The organism is Intrasporangium sp. (genome assembly GCF_051961875.1).
GTDB lineage: Bacteria > Actinomycetota > Actinomycetes > Actinomycetales > Dermatophilaceae > Intrasporangium_A.
The window spans coordinates 1-16,547 of the sequence record NZ_JBQCCV010000222.1; the positions used below are offsets into that span (position 1 = coordinate 1).

General features: G+C 70.7%; 15 protein-coding genes. 6 read left to right on the top strand and 9 right to left on the bottom strand.

Annotated features, from left to right (window positions below; all coding sequences use genetic code 11):
• A partial coding sequence (locus ACTHJJ_RS13195) for a PHP domain-containing protein (RefSeq protein WP_440303397.1) occupies positions 1 to 351 on the bottom strand: 351 nt, incomplete at its 3' end.
• A gap of 139 nt (positions 352 to 490) precedes the next feature.
• Between ACTHJJ_RS13195 and ACTHJJ_RS13200 the strand changes: the two genes are divergently transcribed.
• The gene (locus tag ACTHJJ_RS13200; protein ID WP_440303398.1) at positions 491 to 985 is read left to right on the top strand and encodes a SigE family RNA polymerase sigma factor; all 495 of its coding nucleotides are present in this window, start codon (positions 491 to 493) and stop codon (positions 983 to 985) included.
• Entirely contained in the window at positions 975 to 2,018 is a 1,044-nt protein-coding gene (locus ACTHJJ_RS13205) for a hypothetical protein (protein ID WP_440303399.1), read from the top strand. Before ACTHJJ_RS13200 ends, ACTHJJ_RS13205 begins: the two co-directional genes overlap by 11 nt.
• A gap of 55 nt (positions 2,019 to 2,073) precedes the next feature.
• Here ACTHJJ_RS13205 and ACTHJJ_RS13210 read toward each other — a convergent pair whose 3' ends face one another.
• Positions 2,074 to 2,604: a MaoC family dehydratase gene (locus ACTHJJ_RS13210; RefSeq protein WP_440303400.1), complete on the bottom strand. Its 531-nt coding sequence runs from the start codon at positions 2,602 to 2,604 to the stop codon at positions 2,074 to 2,076.
• A 110-nt stretch (positions 2,605 to 2,714) separates the two neighbouring features.
• Here ACTHJJ_RS13210 and nadE point away from each other — a divergent pair, with 110 nt between their 5' ends.
• Positions 2,715 to 3,554 carry an ammonia-dependent NAD(+) synthetase gene (gene nadE, locus ACTHJJ_RS13215; RefSeq protein WP_440303401.1) on the top strand — a complete coding sequence of 280 codons (840 nt, stop codon included), beginning with the start codon at positions 2,715 to 2,717 and terminating at the stop codon, positions 3,552 to 3,554.
• Here nadE and ACTHJJ_RS13220 read toward each other — a convergent pair.
• Positions 3,535 to 5,004, bottom strand: a complete 1,470-nt coding sequence (locus ACTHJJ_RS13220; protein WP_440303402.1) for a threonine/serine ThrE exporter family protein — start codon at positions 5,002 to 5,004, stop codon at positions 3,535 to 3,537. The two genes, nadE and ACTHJJ_RS13220, sit on opposite strands and share 20 nt — an antisense overlap.
• Before the next feature lie 130 nt (positions 5,005 to 5,134).
• Here ACTHJJ_RS13220 and ACTHJJ_RS13225 point away from each other — a divergent pair, with 130 nt between their 5' ends.
• A complete protein-coding gene (locus ACTHJJ_RS13225) occupies positions 5,135 to 6,733 on the top strand; it encodes an aminopeptidase P family protein (protein WP_440303403.1) in 1,599 nt (532 codons plus the stop codon).
• 190 nt (positions 6,734 to 6,923) lie between these two features.
• Positions 6,924 to 7,958 carry a hypothetical protein gene (locus ACTHJJ_RS13230; protein ID WP_440303404.1) on the top strand — a complete coding sequence of 345 codons (1,035 nt, stop codon included), beginning with the start codon at positions 6,924 to 6,926 and terminating at the stop codon, positions 7,956 to 7,958.
• 13 nt (positions 7,959 to 7,971) lie between these two features.
• On the opposite strand, the gene ACTHJJ_RS13235 is transcribed toward ACTHJJ_RS13230, so the two are convergent.
• From ACTHJJ_RS13235 to ACTHJJ_RS13250, 4 genes are all read right to left on the bottom strand, one after another.
• Positions 7,972 to 8,616: a general stress protein gene (locus ACTHJJ_RS13235; RefSeq protein ID WP_440303405.1), complete on the bottom strand. Its 645-nt coding sequence runs from the start codon at positions 8,614 to 8,616 to the stop codon at positions 7,972 to 7,974.
• 52 nt (positions 8,617 to 8,668) lie between these two features.
• Positions 8,669 to 9,865, bottom strand: a complete 1,197-nt coding sequence (locus tag ACTHJJ_RS13240) for an acyl-CoA dehydrogenase family protein (RefSeq protein WP_440303406.1) — start codon at positions 9,863 to 9,865, stop codon at positions 8,669 to 8,671.
• Between the two features lie 133 nt (positions 9,866 to 9,998).
• A complete protein-coding gene (locus ACTHJJ_RS13245; protein WP_440303407.1) occupies positions 9,999 to 10,877 on the bottom strand; it encodes a caspase family protein in 879 nt (292 codons plus the stop codon).
• A gap of 37 nt (positions 10,878 to 10,914) precedes the next feature.
• Positions 10,915 to 14,202 carry a DUF7379 domain-containing protein gene (locus ACTHJJ_RS13250; protein WP_440303408.1) on the bottom strand — a complete coding sequence of 1,096 codons (3,288 nt, stop codon included), beginning with the start codon at positions 14,200 to 14,202 and terminating at the stop codon, positions 10,915 to 10,917.
• A gap of 236 nt (positions 14,203 to 14,438) precedes the next feature.
• On the opposite strand from ACTHJJ_RS13250, the gene ACTHJJ_RS13255 reads away from it, so the two are divergent.
• Positions 14,439 to 15,293, top strand: a complete 855-nt coding sequence (locus ACTHJJ_RS13255; RefSeq protein WP_440303409.1) for a serine protein kinase RIO — start codon at positions 14,439 to 14,441, stop codon at positions 15,291 to 15,293.
• Between the two features lie 107 nt (positions 15,294 to 15,400).
• Here the strand turns inward: ACTHJJ_RS13255 and ACTHJJ_RS13260 are convergent, their stop codons facing one another.
• Together ACTHJJ_RS13260 and ACTHJJ_RS13265 are read right to left on the bottom strand one after the other, a co-directional pair.
• Complete coding sequence (locus ACTHJJ_RS13260) at positions 15,401 to 16,045, bottom strand: nitroreductase family protein (protein WP_440303410.1); 645 nt, start codon at positions 16,043 to 16,045, stop codon at positions 15,401 to 15,403.
• Positions 16,045 to 16,547: His/Gly/Thr/Pro-type tRNA ligase C-terminal domain-containing protein (locus tag ACTHJJ_RS13265; RefSeq protein WP_440303411.1), on the bottom strand; the 503-nt coding region annotated here is incomplete at its 5' end. The genes ACTHJJ_RS13260 and ACTHJJ_RS13265, both read right to left, overlap by 1 nt.

Sequence of the window (16,547 nt, forward strand, 5' to 3'; positions counted from 1 at the left end):
GTCGGCCGCCATCCGGTCGACCATCCGCTCGAGCCGGGTCGCCCGCGAGTCACGGGCCCGCGCGAGCTCCTGGGTGAGGGCCGGGTCCGCCGGGTCGGTGAGGTAGCCAAGCAGGTGCAGGGAGGACGATTGGTAGTGGCAGGAGATCTCGATCCCTCGGACGAGCCCGATTCCTAGTGTCCGCGCCGCCTCCTCTGCCTCGGTCCAGCCGCCCACCGTGTCGTGGTCGGTGATCCCGAGGACGTCGATGCCGGCGGCGACTGCGGCCCCGACGAGCTCTGCAGGCGTGTCCGTGCCGTCGCTCACGGTCGAATGGGTGTGCAGGTCGATGACCGGCTCGCGCGGCGTCACGTCCCAAGCCTAGGGTCACGCCGCCCTCCGACGGACCCACCGCGCTGCCTATCCGCTCGGCGCCCGAAGGGGCGCACCTCAACCTTTTGGCACGCTCAGCCGTCACAGGGACAACACAGCCGAGTGATGGGGAGGCGCGATGCGACCGGACGACGAGGCCGAGTTCGTCTCCTTGGTCGAGTCCTGCTCGGGCCGGCTCCTGCGCGCCGCCTGGCTCATGACGGGGTCAGCCGCGGCCGCCGAGGACCTCGTCCAGTCCACCTTCGAGAAGGTCTACGTGGCCTGGCGCCGCATCGACCGGGCCGCGGCCGTCGCCTACGCCAAGCGGGTCCTGCTCAATGAGCACATCGACACGACCCGGAAGAGGTCACGGGAACGGCTCGTGAGCGAGCCGCCCGAGATGGGGTGGCTGGACCAGGAGCCGAGCTCGGCGGCATACCTCGTAGCCGCACTGCGCCAGCTCACACCGCGCGAGCGCGAGGTCGTCGTCATGCGGCACTACGCGGACATGTCGGAGTCCGATGTGGCGGCCTCTCTCGGGGTGAGTGTCGGCACCGTGAAGAGCACCTCCTCTCGGGCCCTTGCCCGGCTCAGGAGCGTGCTGGCAGCTGAAGGAGATTCGCATGTCCGATGAGATCCGCGACCTCTTGGAGCTGGCCCCCGCGCCGCGGATGGCCATCGACCCGTATGCCGCTGTGCTGGGCGGCCGTCGACGGGTGCGAAGGCGGCGGGCTGGGTTCACGAGCCTCGGCATCGCGGCCGCCGCCGCGGTGACCGCTGTTGCCCTCCAGCTGGGCGGTGTCCCTCATGCCCTGGCCCCTGCTGGGTCGACACCACCGACTCCAATCGTGCCGACCTCCGGCCCGATAACCGAGCCCTTCCCCAGCGGCAGCGCCATCGTCGGCGGCGAGATCCGCCACGCGGACGGCACCGGCGTCCGCATCGCCCTGCAGCCGAGGGAGGACGGTCAGGTTGTGGTGTGGGCGGGGCTTCTCGAGCATGGCGAGGTCTACGACCTGACGAAAGGCGTGCGCCCGCCCGTCCCTCCCGGAGACGCCTCATGGAGCTACGGCGGTACCCACGGGCCACGGTCGCTGCGCGGAGTCTTCGGAGGAGCGGTCTCCTCGGCCGCGGTCGCGGTCGCGTCCGTCCGGGACTCCGATCAAGCGGCGATCACGGTGCAGCCCATGAGTGACGGCAAGCACACCGTCTTCGACGCCGTGCTGCCGACCGACGCCGCCTTCCACCGTGTCGTCGGCCTGGCGTGGACCGTGAACGGGAGATCCGTTGCCAAGCCGGTCCTGTCCCCGGGCACCGGCGTCTCGCTCGTGACCACCGCTGCCGGTGACGAGCTCGTGCTCTGGCGGACCGACCGTGGCATGGGTGCTACGAGCGGCAGCGGCTCGGTGGGTTTCGCGACGGGGTCCGGCCAGCTGGAGGTGGTAGGGACCCGAGCCGGCCGACCACTCACGGGCGACGGCGCCTTCGGTTGGGTGGCCGGGCCCCCCATCAAGGTGTCTTCGACGGACGATACGGATCGGTGGACCGTGAGCTACGGCGGCCCGGTGGACGGGAGGACTCCCTTCGTTGTGGTGCCGGTTGGTGGCACTTTCCGCGGAAGCCTGACCATCTCGAACGAGTCCGCGTCCGTCACCCTGGCGCCCTAGCCCCGGCCCCGGCCGCCACACACCGAACCTTGCTGCAACCCGGTGTGTTGTGGTGTCAGGCGTCGGCGCCAGGCCAGTGCTTGTCGGGCTGGGGAACCGGTCGGCCGGGCTGCTCACCGCCCCGCGCCTCGAGATAGCTCTGCTTGGGCACCATCACCTTGCGCCGGAAGATGCAGACGACCTTGCCGTCCTGGTTGTAGCCGATCGTCTCGACGTGCACGACGCCCCGGTCGTCCTTGCTCTTCGACTCCCACTTGTCGAGCACGCGCGTCTCGCCGTAGATCGTGTCGCCGTGGAACGTCGGCGCGACGTGGCGCAGCGACTCGACCTCGAGGTTGGCGATCGCCTTGCCCGAGACGTCCGGCACCGACATGCCGAGCAGGAGCGAGTAGACGTAGTTGCCGACCACGACGTTCTTGCCGAAGTGGGTCGTCTCCTCCGCGTAGTGCGCATCCAGGTGGAGCGGGTGGTGGTTCATCGTCAGCAGGCAGAAGAGGTGGTCGTCGTACTCGGTGACGGTCTTGCCCGGCCAGTGCCGGTAGACGGCCCCGACCTCGAACTCCTCGTAGCTGCGCCCGAACTGCATCCCGACTCCTCTCGCGCGAAACGAACGATGCCAGCCTGCCCGAGTGGGCGGCATACGGACATGGAGGTATGCCGTGTGCTTCCTCACGCTCGCGGGGTACCGTCCCCAACGTGACCACCGAGAAGCAGCAGGAGATCATCGAGGCCATCGGCGTGCAGCCGACCATCGACCCCGCTGAGGAGGCGGAGCGGCGGATCGCGTTCCTCGCGTCGTACCTGCTCCGTACGAACTCACGCGGCTACGTCCTCGGGATCAGCGGCGGCGTCGACTCGACGACGGCGGGGCGGCTCGCGCAGCTGGCGTGCGAGCGGGCCCGTGAGCAGGGCGCCGACGCCACGTTCGTCGCGATGCGGCTGCCGTATGGCGTGCAGGCCGACGAGCAGGACGCGCAGTCCGCGCTCGACTTCCTGGCGGCCGACGAGGTCGTGACGGTCAACGTCAAGTCGGCGACCGACGCGCTCTTCGCCGAGGTCGACAAGGCGACGATCGACTTCACCGCGGAGGGGCTGCCCGAGAACTGGGACGACTACCAGAAGGGCAACGTCAAGGCCCGCGAGCGGATGATCGCGCAGTATCTGGTCGCCGGCGCGCGGCGGATGCTCGTCCTCGGCACGGACCAGGCGGCCGAGGCCGTGGTCGGCTTCTTCACCAAGTTCGGCGACGGCGCGTGTGACCTCGTGCCGCTCGCCGGCCTGACGAAGCGGCAGGTCCGTGCTGTCGCGGCCCACCTCGGCGCGCCCGACACCCTCGTCAACAAGGTGCCGACCGCAGACCTGGAGGACAACAAGCCGCTCAACCCGGACGAGACCGCGCTGGGCGTCCCGTACCAGGCGGTCGACGACTACCTCGAGGGCAAGGACGTCTCGGAGGCGGACCGCCAGACGATCGAGGGCTGGTACGACCGCACGATGCACAAGCGGTCGCTGCCCATCACCCCTCGCGACGTGTGAGCTCCACCCCCGTGTCGAGGATCGGAGTCTCGGCGGTGTCGCTGTCGGACAGGACCGGGCGCTCGGGGCGGCGGAGCGGGTCTTGCGGAACGGTCGCACCGGCGGGGACCGCGAGGCGCTGCCCGAGCCGCCGCGCGAGCAACAGCCCGGCGAAATAGGTGCCGAGGGAGACTCCGGCCGCGAGCGCCAAGCCCTGACCGAACGCTCCGGCGAGGGTGGGCAAGCCAACGTTGACGCCCGCTCCGGACGGCTCTGAGACGACCTGCGAGATGCCCTGGTAGACGGCGCGCCCCGGCAGCATCGGCACGATCGCGGCAGTTGTCACGGCGAGCGCCGACACGTCGAGCCGGCGCGCGAGTAGCCGGGCCACGAAGCCGATGATGAGCGCCGCACCGGCCGAGGCCGTGGTCGGCCCCAACCGGAAGTCCTCGATCGCGCCGAGGACCAACCAACCGGCCGCACCCGCGAGGCCGGCGAGCGTGGCGGCGCGTCCGCTCGCGTAGGCGCTGATGGCGAAGGCGACGGAGATGAGCGCGGCGCACACGACCTGGATGACCAGGTCGTCGGTCAGTCTCGTGATCGGACTGATGGCGATGGGATACCCGAGCCGCTGCCCCACTGCGAGCACGACGGTGACACCGATGACGATGCCGAGCGAGAGCACGACGACCTCGAAGGCTCGGGCCGCCGCGGTCAGGTAGTAGCCCGAGAGCGCGTCCTCGGCTGCCCCGACGACGGACAGCCCGGACAGGAGCAGCACGATGCCGGCGGCAACGATGAGCGAGGGCGACACCGCGTCGAGACCGGTCACGCCCTTCGCCTGGGCCACGACGACGAGCGTGGCGGCGATGGTCGGGATCGCCGAGCCCACGATCTGCGAGAAGAACGAGGCCACCCCGACCCGGCCGAGCCAGTCCTGGACTCGGCTGATGACGGCGGCACTGATGAAGGTCGCGGCGATGATGATCCAGCCGGCGCCGATCAGGGCGGCGACCGCGGCGGCGAGGGTGCCGCCGGCGGCGGTGACGACCCAGCGCCGGTAGGGGTGGGGTGCACTGATCACGCTGTCGACCCGGACACGGGCCTCCCCGGGGTCGAGCGGGTCCGCGGCCAGCTCGACGATGAGCGCCCTCAGCCGCTCGAGCCTCGTGTAGTCCTGCACCCGGAAGCGGACGATCCGGAGGACGGTCATCGGGTCGGCATCCGGGCCCCGGTGGTAGGACAAGGTGATCGACGTGTAGCTGACGTCGACGTGCACGGACCGCAAGCCGTAGGCGTTGGTCAGCATGAGCACCGTGCCCGTGACGTCCGCCGCCGCGGCGCCCGTCGAGAGCATCGCCACCCCGGCCCGCATCGCGAGGTCGATCACCGCCTGGGCCGTCTTGCGGTCGACGCCGTCGGGCGACGTCCAGAGTGGGATCTCGTCGGTGGGCGGCCCACTGGGCCGCATGACCCGACGAGTGCTCGCGCGAAGGCTCGGCCGCCCAAGCGGGGCGGTCGACGGTCGGCCGGACGAGTCCCTGCGTGCCACGAGCGACACCTTATGCGCTCCGGAAATCGGTTTGCGGGGCCGTGCAACGATGGGGGGCGTGACCAGTGAAGAGCAGAAGAAGCCCGAGAACCGGCCTCGTCCCACCACCGACGAGTTCCGCGCGTTCGTCGCGAGCGGTTGGGCCCCGCGCCACAGTGAGGTCCCGGCGCGCGCCGACGTCGCCGAGTATGCCGCTCAGCGTCGAGCCGCTGTCGGCGCGCGGTTCCCCGGGGAGCGCCTCGTCATCCCGGCCGGGGGCCTCAAGGTCCGCAGCAACGACTGCGACTACGTCTTCCGCCCGCACAGCGCCTTCGCGCACCTGACCGGGCTCGGCAGCGACCGGGAGCCGGATGCCGTGCTCGTCCTCGAGCCCCGCGCGCAGTCCGAGGGCGGCGGCCATGAGGCGGTGCTCTACTTCCGGCCGCTCGCCGGACGCGACACCGAGGAGTTCTTCGGCGACGCCCGCTACGGCGAGTTCTGGGTCGGCGCCCGCCCGACGATCGAGGACATCGAGGCCGAGCTCGGCATCACCGCCCGGCACATCGACGAGCTGCGTGACGCGCTCGCCAAGGACGCGGGTGTCACCCGGCTCAGGGTCGTCCGCGACGCCGACCCGCAGGTCGCCGGCCTGGTCGACGCCGTGCGTGAGGAGTCCGGCACGTCCGCCGTCGAGGGCGACCGGTCCGACTCCGCGGCCGACGCCACCGCGACCTCCGAGACCGGGGCCGCGGCCGTCGCGCAGGAGGAGCAACGCAGCCCCGACGACGAGCTCTCGGCCTTCCTCTCCTCTCTCCGCATGGTCAAGGACGCCTGGGAGGTCGAGCAGATGCGCTCGGCCATCGAGGGCACGAAGCGCGGCTTCGAGGCGGTCATCGCCGACCTCGCCGAGGCGGTCCGGCGAGGCCGCGGGGAGCGCTGGGTCGAGGGCGTCTTCGGCCTCCACGCCCGCCACCACGGCAACGGCGTCGGCTACGACTCGATCTGTGCGAGCGGCGACCACGCCAACACCCTGCACTGGATCAAGAACACCGGCGAGGTCAAGGAAGGGGACCTGCTCCTGCTCGACGCCGGTGTCGAGGTCGACTCGCTCTACACCGCCGACGTGACCCGCACGCTGCCGGTCAGCGGCACCTTCACCGACGCACAGCGGGAGATCTACGAGGCGGTGTTCGCGGCGCAGGAGGCCGGCATCGCCGCCGCCAGGCCGGGCAACAAGTTCAGCGACATCCACGGAGCCGCGATCCGTGTCATCGCCGAGCACCTCTACAAGTGGGGGCTGCTCCCCGAAGGGGTCGACGTCGAGGGCACCCTCGACACGGAGCACGGCCAGTACCACCGCCGGTGGATGGTCCACGGCACGAGCCACCACCTCGGCATCGACGTGCACGACTGCGCCCTCGCCACCCGCGAGGAGTACATGGACGCCGAGCTCAAGCCGGGCATGATCCTCACCGTCGAGCCGGGCCTCTACTTCAAGGCCGACGACGAGCTGGCGCCAGAGCGCTTCCGGGGCAACGGGGTCCGCATCGAGGACGACATCCTCATCACCGAGGACGGCAACGAGAACCTCTCCGCGTCCATGCCGCGCACGGCGGACGAGGTCGAGGCCTGGATCGCCGGCGTCCAGTCCCAGCGCCAGTCCGGCTGACCGGTCCCAGGCTCACCGCAACACACCGGCTTGCCGGCAACACCCCGGGTTCCGAACTCGGGGTGTTGGCGTTGGCCCGGTGTGATACGGGGACAGGAGGCGAACCGGACGCGGTCACGCGGGCCGCGTGCAACGATTCGGGGACCTGTCGTGTCTGGGGGGTGACAGGATCACCGACGAGGAGGTCGTGATGCGCCGGCTCCCCCGCTGCCTCGCCCTGGCCAGCGTGCTGCTCATGCTCACCGCGTGCGGCACCCAGCCAGCCCCAGGGGGCGGCTCGACCCCGGTCGGCTCTGGCCCGGCGACCCCGCCCCGAGCCGTCACCTCACAGGCTGTCGCGAAGGACGGCGGTCTGGAGTGCCCGGCCTCGATCCGTGACGGACGAGGCACGACGGTTCCCGAGAAGCCGCAGGGCGTCGACGGCGGAGCCCGGCTGCTCCCGGATCGTGAGCCGCTCTCGCTCGTCGACTGTGCCTACCCTGTCCTCGACGTCCGGGCCACGAGCCCGTCGGGGCCGCCCTTCGCGCTCACGAAGCGCACACTCGTCGGCGACGAGCGGATCCACGATGTCGTCGAGCTGCTGACCTGGGCGCCCCGCAACGGTAGCCAGCCCCGCATGTGTACGGCGATCGGCGGAAACGAGACGGTCCACCTCGTCGGGGCCCGCTACGACGACGCGATCGTCTGGGTCGCCTCCCTCGCCGAGCCGAACCGCTGCTCGACGGCGACCAACGGGGACTTCACTTCCTACCTCTCGGCAGGATTCGAGCTCGACGGTTGGTTCCTCGACCGCCCGTCCGGGCCGGAGAAGCCGGGCCCCTGCGAGCAGTGGAGAGTCGGCCGGCTCGGTGACGACCTATCGCTCGCTCCCGACGGGGAACCGACGGTCACGGTTTGCCGGCCGACCAACACGGGCCAGCAGGCACGTGGACTGACACCCGACCAGTCGCGTCAGGTGGTCCAGGCGCTGCGAGCCTTGCGAACCCGACCGACGGACCACTCCTGCAACGGCGGGGACCCGGGAGCCGGCAACGACTTCCGGCTCGTGCTGCACTACCCCCGCGGGAATGACGTCGTCATCCACGTGATGCCGTCGTGCACGCCACAGCTGATGAGCGGATCCCTGGAAGCCAAGGACGCGGCCCAGGTCATCGACCTCGTCGAGCAGTGGAGCGCGCCCGTGCCGGGCTACGACCCGAACGGCTCGGTCTCCTCGACGGGCTGAACCTTCCCTCCGCTCAGGGGAGGTCGCGGTCCACCGGCGGCGGGGGCGGCGGCACGGGGTCAGAACCGCCGGCCGGCCTCGGGTAGCGGTCCGCATCCGACGACGTCGCGGGCTCACCCGTCGGCGCGCCCTGCGGTACGTAGACGGTGTGGCCCTGCCCGGAGATCCCCGCCTCGGCGAGGATGTCGCGGCCCTGCTGGGCGAACTTGTGCTCGACGAACACCTCGTACTTCGTCGCGACCACCTGGCTCACCGACTGGAAGTCACGCGTCCCTCGGGTGAACGCATACCCGATGACCGACCAGATGAGCCCGAACAGCGCTCCGTAGAGCGCGCACGAGATGAGCAGCGCGAACGCACTCGCCTGCCGGTTGAACAGCGCGAAGATCAACCCGACGAACAGCCCCAGCCAGAGGCCGGAGAGCAGCCCGGCAAGGATCACTCGACCCCACGTGAGCCGCGCTGTGACCCGCTCGAGCTGCTTCAGGTCGGTGCCGACGATGAGGCAGTTCTGGACCGGGAAGCCCTTGTCCGAGAGGGTGTCGACGGCCCGCTGGGCGTCCTCGTACTTGGCGAAGACACCGAGGGACATCGGGTAGTCGAGGGACAGCGTCGCGAATCCGGGCCGCTGCCCTGGGCCCTTCGGTTGGATGCTCATGCACTCCATCCTCGCACGCCGGGGTGGGCCGGACCGGGTGACGAGGAGCCGGTCAGCCCTTCAGCTTGTAGTCCTCCACGAGGCGCCGGCCGATGATCATCCGCTGGATGTCGGCGGTCCCCTCGCCGATGAGCAGCATGGGCGCCTCGCGGTAGAGCCGCTCGATCTCGTACTCCTTCGAGTACCCGTAGCCGCCGTGGATCCGGAAGGCGTCCTCGACGACCCGTGCGCAGTTCTCCGAGGCGAGGTACTTCGCCATACCTGCCTCGAGGTCGTTGCGCTCGCCCGAGTCCTTCTTGCGGGCCGCCTTGACCATCATCTCGTGCGACGCCTCCACCTTCACGGCCATGTCGGCGAGCCGGAAGAGGACGGCCTGGTGGTCGACGATCTTCTTGCCGAAGGTCTCGCGCTGCTGCGCGTAGGCGACCGCCAGCTCGAACGCACGCCGCGCGACGCCGCACCCGCGCGCCGCGACGTTGACCCGGCCGACCTCGACGCCGTCCATCATCTGGTAGAAGCCCCGGCCGGGCTCTCCGCCGAGGATCTGGGCCGAGCTGGTCCGGTGGCCCTCGAAGACGAGCTCGGTCGTGTCGACGCCCTTGTAGCCCATCTTCTCGATCTTGCCCGGCACGGTGACGCCCTGGGCCGTCTCCCCGAAACCGGACGCCTTCTCGATGAGGAAGGTCGTCATGTTCCGGTAGACCGAGTCGGCACCGGTGTCCGTCTTGACCAGGACCGCGACGAGGTTGGCCGACCCACCGTTGGTGAGCCACATCTTCTGGCCGTTGATGACCCAGTCGTCGTCCTCGCGCACGGCCTTCGTCTTGATGGCCGACACGTCGGAGCCACAGCCGGGCTCGCTCATCGAGAAGGCGCCGCGGATCTCGCCGGTCGCCATCCTCGGCAGGTAGCGCTGCTTCTGCTCCTCGGTCCCGTGCTGCAGCAGCATGTAGGCGACGATGAAGTGGGTGTTGATGATGCCGCTGACCGACATCCAGCCCCGCGAGATCTCCTCGACACAGAGCGCGTAGGTGAGCAGTGACTCACCCAGGCCGCCGTACTCCTCCGGGATCATCAGGCCGAAGATCCCCATCTCCTTCATCCCGTCGACGATCGCCTGCGGATACTCGTCCTTGTGCTCGAGGTCCGTCGCGACCGGGATGATCTGCTCGTCGACGAACTCCCGCACGAGCTTGATGAGCTCACGCTGCTCCTCGGTGAGGCCCTCGGTCTGTTGGAGACGGGACATGCGCGAAACGCTCCCTTGCTCGTCGGTGCGGGTCAACAAGCAAGGAGTATGCCGCTGACCGCACTCCCGTTGATCCCCTCAGCCGTGTGAGTACCCCCACCTGTAACGCTGGTCACGGGCACGGGCGGGACGGTCACCAGATGGCGCCGAAGCCGGTCTTCTTCGCCGCGGCCGGTCCCTCGAGCGTGGCCCGCTGCTCGAAGTTCTCGGCCCGAAGGCCCGCCGTGACCGCGTCGAGCAGCTTCGCCCGGCTTCCCTCCGGCTGGTCCTTGAGGGACTTGAGGAACAGGTAGGTGAAGGCACCGTTGGCCCGGCGGCCGAAGCTCGCGTCGGAGGCGGTCTGCGCCGGCTTGCACGCGGCGAAGAGAACCGGGCGGCTCTTGGTGGAGCGCGACCGGGCCAGCTCGGCGAGCGCGCGCTGGTCGATACCCACGTTCGCCCGCCGCGGCGTACTCGTGACCTCGATGGACCGGGTCAGGCCCTTGCGGGTCGGCGGCGGCAGGTAGCGGGGCCGCCGCCCGATCATCAGGTCGTGGGCGAGCTGGTCGATGCGGCGCAGCCCGGTGCCGCTGTGGCACGTGTCGAGGAGGACTTCGACGAGGACGCCCTTGGGGATGTGGCTGAAGAGCACCCGGAGCTCGTCGTCGATGATGACCGTGTCCGGGTCCCACTGGTCGCCCTTCGGGGCGATGTCGTGGCACGCGAACGCCTCGTCGAGGTGGTCGACCTTCTCGTCCCCGTCGACGTCGGGCACCTGGGTGCCGTGGCTCGAGAAGGAGAAGAAGACGTGGTCGCCCTCCTTCGCGCCCTGGACGAGCTCGGTGAGCCGGCCCAGGACCGCTGCCTTGGTCGCGTCGCCGTCGACGAGGACGGTGGTGTCGGTCTTCCTGAAGCCACGCTTCTTCAGCGTCGCGGCGATGTCCTCCGCGTCGTTCGCGCAGCCCGACAGCCAGCTGCTCATCGGCAGGTGGGCGAACTCGTTGATACCGACGCACAGTGCCTTCTGGCCCATCATGTGCTCCCTTGGTCGTACCGGATTCGTATACCGCTCAGAGGACTTCGAGCGTCGCGTCGGGTCGCGCGTAGACGACGTAGGCGAGCCACGTCGCGTCACCGGCCTGCCGCGCGCGTTCGCGGGCACGGACGGTGGCGAGGGCCACGGGGGTGCCGGACAGCAGCTCCTCGTAGAAGGTCTCGACGAAGGTCCGGGCCGGCTGGTCCCCCACGGACCAGAGGCTGGAGACGAAGGCCGACGCACCGGCGTCGAGGAACGCCTTGGCGAAGCCGCCCAGCGTGGAGAGCTGCTCGCCGCCGCGGCCGACCTGGCAGGCGTTGAGCACGACCATCGGTCCTGAGCCGGCCGCCGCCCAGCGACCGTTCTCGCTGACGGTCGTCGCGCTGAGGTACTGCGGGACCACCGCGTTGCCGCGCTTGCGTCCCGCGAGCAGCACCTTCGCGTCGAAGATGTCGGTCGGGTCGGCCAGGCCGTGCCCGGCGAAGTGCAGCAGGTCGAAGTCACCGCGCCGGAGCAGGCTCCGCACGTCGGTCGGGGTCGCCCTGACGGGCGTCGCCCCGAGCCGGGCCGCGAGGAACTGCGCCTCGAGCCCGGTCTCGGCGAGGACGAACGCGGGGTCGAGATAGTCGGGGCAGAGCGAGCGGACGTGTCCCGCCCGGGCGCGCAACGTCTTGGGAGGGAAGCCGGTGAACTGCCAGCGGACCAAGCCGTGCTGGGCCAGGAAGCGCGGTGCCTTCTGCCGGGGCCCCACGGGCGGCTTGAGGTGGACGAGCTCCCACGGCATGTAGGGCTCGTCGGCGTGCACGAGCAGGTCGGCGAGGCGGTTGCGGTGCCGCCACAGCAGCGCCTGCATCTCCTGCGGGAAGAGCTGCTCGAAGAGGGAGGCGCCGAGGTCCTGGATCTCGGCGAGGAACGCCGAGGGGCGGTCGCCCAGCTCGAGCCACGCTGCCTCGACCCGGCGCAGGAGCGCGCGGACGAAGCCCGCCCGGTCGTGCAGTGGCGGGGATGCGAACCGCTGGATGGGGCCGCCCCTCTCGAGCCGGAGGGCGTACTCGTAGACCACCTCATTGCCTTGGGCGGTCTCGAAGATCTCGAGGCAGGGCAGGCCCTCGAGCTCCGGGGCGTCGAGGCCGAGCGGCGTCCGGGCTGTCACCGTGCTCGCAGCCATCAGTGCCGGGGCGACGGCCGCTGCCTCGGTCGCATGGGACGACAGGCGCAGGGTCCCGATCGGGACGCTGCCCTGGCGCACGACGACGGTGACCTCGACTGGGCCGGCGCGCCGGGCCCGGACCTGGAAGACGAGCTCGGACGTGCCACCACCCGCCGGCAGGGCGAAGACGTCCGTGTCAGCGCCCAGTACCTCGGCGTTGCGCTTGCCGACGACGCGCACCGTGAGCGGTCGCGTCTCGTCGACGGAGACGACAGCCTCGTCGTGCGCGGCCCCGAAGGCCGGCGCGATCGCCTTGCGTGAGAGCCGGACTCGCAGATCCACCTCTTCTTCCGGCGCCATCGCGACGGGCATCTCGGCGGCCAGGTGTGCCTCCACCGGCGAGGGGGCAGGCGCTACCGGGGCAGGCGCTGCCGGGGTCGGCGCTGCAGGCGCAGGTGCGGGCGGAAGCGCGCGTGCCCGAGCGGGGGCGAGGTCGCGCGACGGCGGCACGAGCAGATCGCCGAGGTCGAGGTCCGCCTCGGGCGGCGGCTCGACCATCTCCGGGGGCTCGGCCCCGACGGAAGGTGGTGCGGCCACCGCGAGCTCCGGCATGAGCCAGCGCTCGAGCTGCTCGACCACGCGGTCCTGCCCGAAGTAGTTGCTGTGGAAGACGACGTCGTTGGTGCCGAGCGCGAGCTCGTCCGCGACGAACCCACCGGCAGGCAGGCCGATCGCCGACATCGACGCGGTGTCGACGACGAGGTCGTTGTCCGCCTTGAACAGCCGGTCGACGAAGCCCTCCTTGAGCTTGACGACGAGCTCGCGGGGGAACTCCGGTGGGTTGTGGCTGTCGTCGAACAGTGAGACGTGGAAGTTGGACGAGACGACGAACCAGCTCGTGCCCGGGGCCGGTTGTCCGGGCTGTTCCTCGTTGATGTCCGTCACGAACGTCTTCCCGGGCATCATCGCGGCGAGACCCGGCACGCCACCGTCGTCCCCGGCGTAGGAGACCAGGTACTTGACGAAGGCGGCGATCCCCTGGACCACCCCACCGACGATGGCCGCGACGGGCGCCGCGCCGGGCAGGAGGGCGAGCCCCCGGGCTGCCGCTGACGCGAGGTTCGTGTAGAGGTCGAGGAGGTCCGACCAGCGCTCCGGGTCCGCGAGGTGGGTCCCGGCATTCGTCGCGGCCACGAAGACGATCCGGTCCACCCGGCCTGGCCACGTCGACTGAGGCAGCTCGTACTCGACGAGGCTGCGCGTCGTCAGCCCACCTCGGCTGTGCGTGATGATGTCGACGACGAGCTCCACCTCCGGGTGGTGCGCGCTGAGCCGGCGGAGCAGGTCCCGGGCGTTCTGCCGGGGGTCGAGGCTGAGGGTGACGTGGTCGAAACCGAGCACCGCGTCATACGTGTCGATGGCGCGGGCGAGGAAGGCGCGACCGGACTCGCTGACGGTGAGCGCACCGAAGCCGCCCGCGGTCGACGAGAAGGTGCCGTGGACGAAGAGGAGGACGCGGAGCGGCCGGTCGGTCGGCAGGTGCAGCTCGTCGAGGGTCTCGACGCGGCGCCAGTCGGCGATGTCGGGTGAGGTGAGGTGCAGCAGGCCCGGCTGGACGTGCCTCTCCATGAGCTCGATCGCCTTGCCGATGACGAACGGTGCGGCAAAGCGCAGGACGATCGCCTGGGCTGCGCCCTGGATGATGCTGCCGAGGAGGCCGCGCGTGCGCCGGCCGCCGCCGTCTGGGCGAAGCACCGACGGGACCGGTGCCGCAGGACGGACGTCGATCGCGAAGTGCCGGGTGCCCGGGCCGCGGTCGATCGACCGGCTCCGGCCCACCGGGGTCACGGGAAGGTGCCAGGAGTAGACGCCGTCCTGCTCGAAGAGCACGACCGCGTCCTGGTCGGCCGCGACGTCGACGTCGACGGACAGGGCCTGCGTGCGGCGAGTGTCCGGGGTGCCGGGCGACCGGCTCCGCAGCGGCGTCACGTCGATGCTCTGGACGTGCTCGAACCCGTTGTCGCCCAACGCGTCGAGCAGCGCGTCCTTGCTCACCTGCGACTCGTAGCCGGGCTCCCCCGGTAGGGAGCGTGCGCGGCCCGCCGGCCTCGCGCCATACGAGCTCGGGTGCTCGACGCGCACGGCCCCTCCGGCGAACGAGCTCACTGGCATCTCCGGCCTCCTCCGACGAGTCCGAGTCACCCCGACATCACGGTAGAGGCGCCGCATGCCCGCTTGATACCGATTCGCGGAACTCGCTCCGAAATTCGGTTGCCCCGGCGGCAGCCGTGCGGGGAGGCTGGCCCCGAGCCGCCGGCCAGACGGGCCGGAACCCACTCCGAGGAGGTCGACATGTCCATCACGGTCCAGGGCGTCACCGCCCACATCTCGACAACCTTGGAGTTCCCTTGTCACGCAACACCTTTGAATCGCACGACCTCTCCCTGACCTACGCGGTCGACACCGAGCCGGACGCCCCGCCTGAGGGCGAGCGCTGGTCTACCTGGGACGGCGCCTCTCATGGCCCGACGCCGCGGCCAGAGTGGGTCATCACGGACCTTGGCGCCGTCGAGTCCGACCTCGGCATCCTCAAGACGGGCAAGGAGGCGGACGTCCACCTCGTCCGGCGCTGGGTTCCCGGCCGGGACGACGACGGCCTCCTCATGGCGGCCAAGCGCTACCGCTCGAGTGACCACCGGCTCTTCCACCGGGACGCCGGCTACCTCGAGGGCCGCCGCGTCCGCAAGTCCCGCGAGATGCGGGCCATGCGGACGAGGACGTCGTTCGGCAAGCAGATGATCAGTGGGATGTGGGCGTTCACGGAGTTCGACACGCTCACCACCCTCTGGCGCGAGGGGCTGCCGGTGCCCTACCCGGTCCAGCACAGTGACGCGGAGATGCTGATGGAGTTCATCGGCGACCCCGACGGGACCGCTGCACCGCGTCTCGTGCAGACCCGGCCGCCCCTCGACCTGCTGGCCGACCTCTTCGAGCAGCTGCGGTCGGCCATGACGGCGCTCGCCGAGCTCGGCTGGGCGCACGGTGACCTCTCGCCGTACAACGTCCTGCTCGACCACGAGCGGCTCGTCATCATCGACTGGCCGCAGATCGTCGACGTCATCGGCAACCCGCACGGCTTCGAGTACCTGGAGCGCGACGCCCGCAACATGGCCGACTGGTTCACGAGGCGGGGCCTGGAAGTCGACGCGGCGGAGTTCTTCGGCGACCTGGCCGCGGCAGCCGCCGGCGCCTCCCGCTGGTAGCCCTTCGTCGAGTGAGCGCTCCGTCCCACCAGTGATGTCGCCGGCGTGGCCACAGTGACTAGGCGCTCACTCGACCGTTGAGCCGAGTGAGCGCTCCGTCCCACCGACTACGGTTCGGTGAGGAAGTCGGCGGCGTGGCCGAAGCTGCCCGAGTGGACGAACGCCTCGAGCGGGAGTCGTTCGCGCGGCAGGCGGGAGCGCTGCTGGACCCACCCGGGCAGCGACGCCTCCTCACCGTGGGTCGCCGGCAGCCCGAGCGCGATCCCCGTCGTCGCGGCCCAGTGCGGCGGCACCTCGAACGCCTCATTCGCCGCCCGGTGGTCGAAGCCGCCGAACTGGCGCACCTGCAGCCCCATCGACCGCGCCTGGACCGTGATGTGCGCGACCGCCTGGCCGAGGTCGAACATCGCGTAGTCGGAGTAGGCGATCTCGTGGTCGAAGTCGGTGGCGACCTGGTGGAGCGTGATGATGATGGCCGACGCGGCCGGTGCCCACGCCTGGTTCGCCGAGGACAGCACCTGGACGATCTTGCGGTGCGTCTCGTCGCCGCGGCGCCCGACGATGAACCCCCACGGCTGGGAGTTGCCCGCCGACGGAGCCCATCGGGCCGCCTCGAGGATCGCGCGGAGGTCGTCGGGGGGGATGACGTACTCCCGGTCGTAGACCATGACGCTCTCGCGCTGGCGCAGCAGGGGGGTCAGTGTGTCGGACGGCGCGTCAGAGGACGCCCCACGGGGTGCGAAGTCGGACATCAGTAGGCCCGGCCCACCACCGCGAGCACGCCGTCGGCGTCCTCACTCGGCGGGACGCTCCCGTCGGGCATCGTGAGGCACCGAACCGTGATGCCCGAGTCCGCGAGCTTCGACTCGCCCTCGACCCCGAGGACCGACCACGGGATCGTCGCCCAGCCGGCACGAGCGGCCTCCGCCGCCTCGTCGAGGCTCGCCGCCGCGACCGTGCGGGACTCGCGGAAGGCGAGGGCCGCGTCATACAGCGCCTGCTGGTCCTCGGCGAGCTGGGACGGCACGGCCTCGCGGACCTGGCGCAGCGGCATACTGCGCTTCGACCCGTCGAACCGGCGCACGAGGACGACCGAGCCCTCGGCGAGGTCACGGGGCCCCACCTCGACGCGAAGCGGGATCCCTTTGAGCTCCGCGTCGACGGCGCGCCGGCCGAAGGGCGTGTCGACGCGGTCGTCCAGCTCCGCGCGGACGCCGGCACCGAGGAGGTCGGCGACGAGCTCGCGGGCCGCCT

Excerpts from the sequence above, each read along its gene's own strand:
- ACTHJJ_RS13210 (WP_440303400.1), bottom strand. The coding sequence starts at position 2,604 with ATGCAGTTCGGGCGCAGCTACGAGGAGTTCGAGGTCGGGGCCGTCTAC.
- ACTHJJ_RS13235 (WP_440303405.1), bottom strand. The coding sequence starts at position 8,616 with ATGAGCATCCAACCGAAGGGCCCAGGGCAGCGGCCCGGATTCGCGACG.
- ACTHJJ_RS13245 (WP_440303407.1), bottom strand. The coding sequence starts at position 10,877 with ATGGGCCAGAAGGCACTGTGCGTCGGTATCAACGAGTTCGCCCACCTG.
- ACTHJJ_RS13240 (WP_440303406.1), bottom strand. The coding sequence starts at position 9,865 with ATGTCCCGTCTCCAACAGACCGAGGGCCTCACCGAGGAGCAGCGTGAG.
- ACTHJJ_RS13205 (WP_440303399.1), top strand. The coding sequence starts at position 975 with ATGTCCGATGAGATCCGCGACCTCTTGGAGCTGGCCCCCGCGCCGCGG.
- ACTHJJ_RS13200 (WP_440303398.1), top strand. The coding sequence starts at position 491 with ATGCGACCGGACGACGAGGCCGAGTTCGTCTCCTTGGTCGAGTCCTGC.
- ACTHJJ_RS13250 (WP_440303408.1), bottom strand. The coding sequence starts at position 14,202 with ATGCCAGTGAGCTCGTTCGCCGGAGGGGCCGTGCGCGTCGAGCACCCG.
- ACTHJJ_RS13230 (WP_440303404.1), top strand. The coding sequence starts at position 6,924 with ATGCGCCGGCTCCCCCGCTGCCTCGCCCTGGCCAGCGTGCTGCTCATG.
- ACTHJJ_RS13260 (WP_440303410.1), bottom strand. The coding sequence starts at position 16,045 with ATGTCCGACTTCGCACCCCGTGGGGCGTCCTCTGACGCGCCGTCCGAC.
- ACTHJJ_RS13225 (WP_440303403.1), top strand. The coding sequence starts at position 5,135 with ATGGGGGGCGTGACCAGTGAAGAGCAGAAGAAGCCCGAGAACCGGCCT.
- ACTHJJ_RS13220 (WP_440303402.1), bottom strand. The coding sequence starts at position 5,004 with ATGCGGCCCAGTGGGCCGCCCACCGACGAGATCCCACTCTGGACGTCG.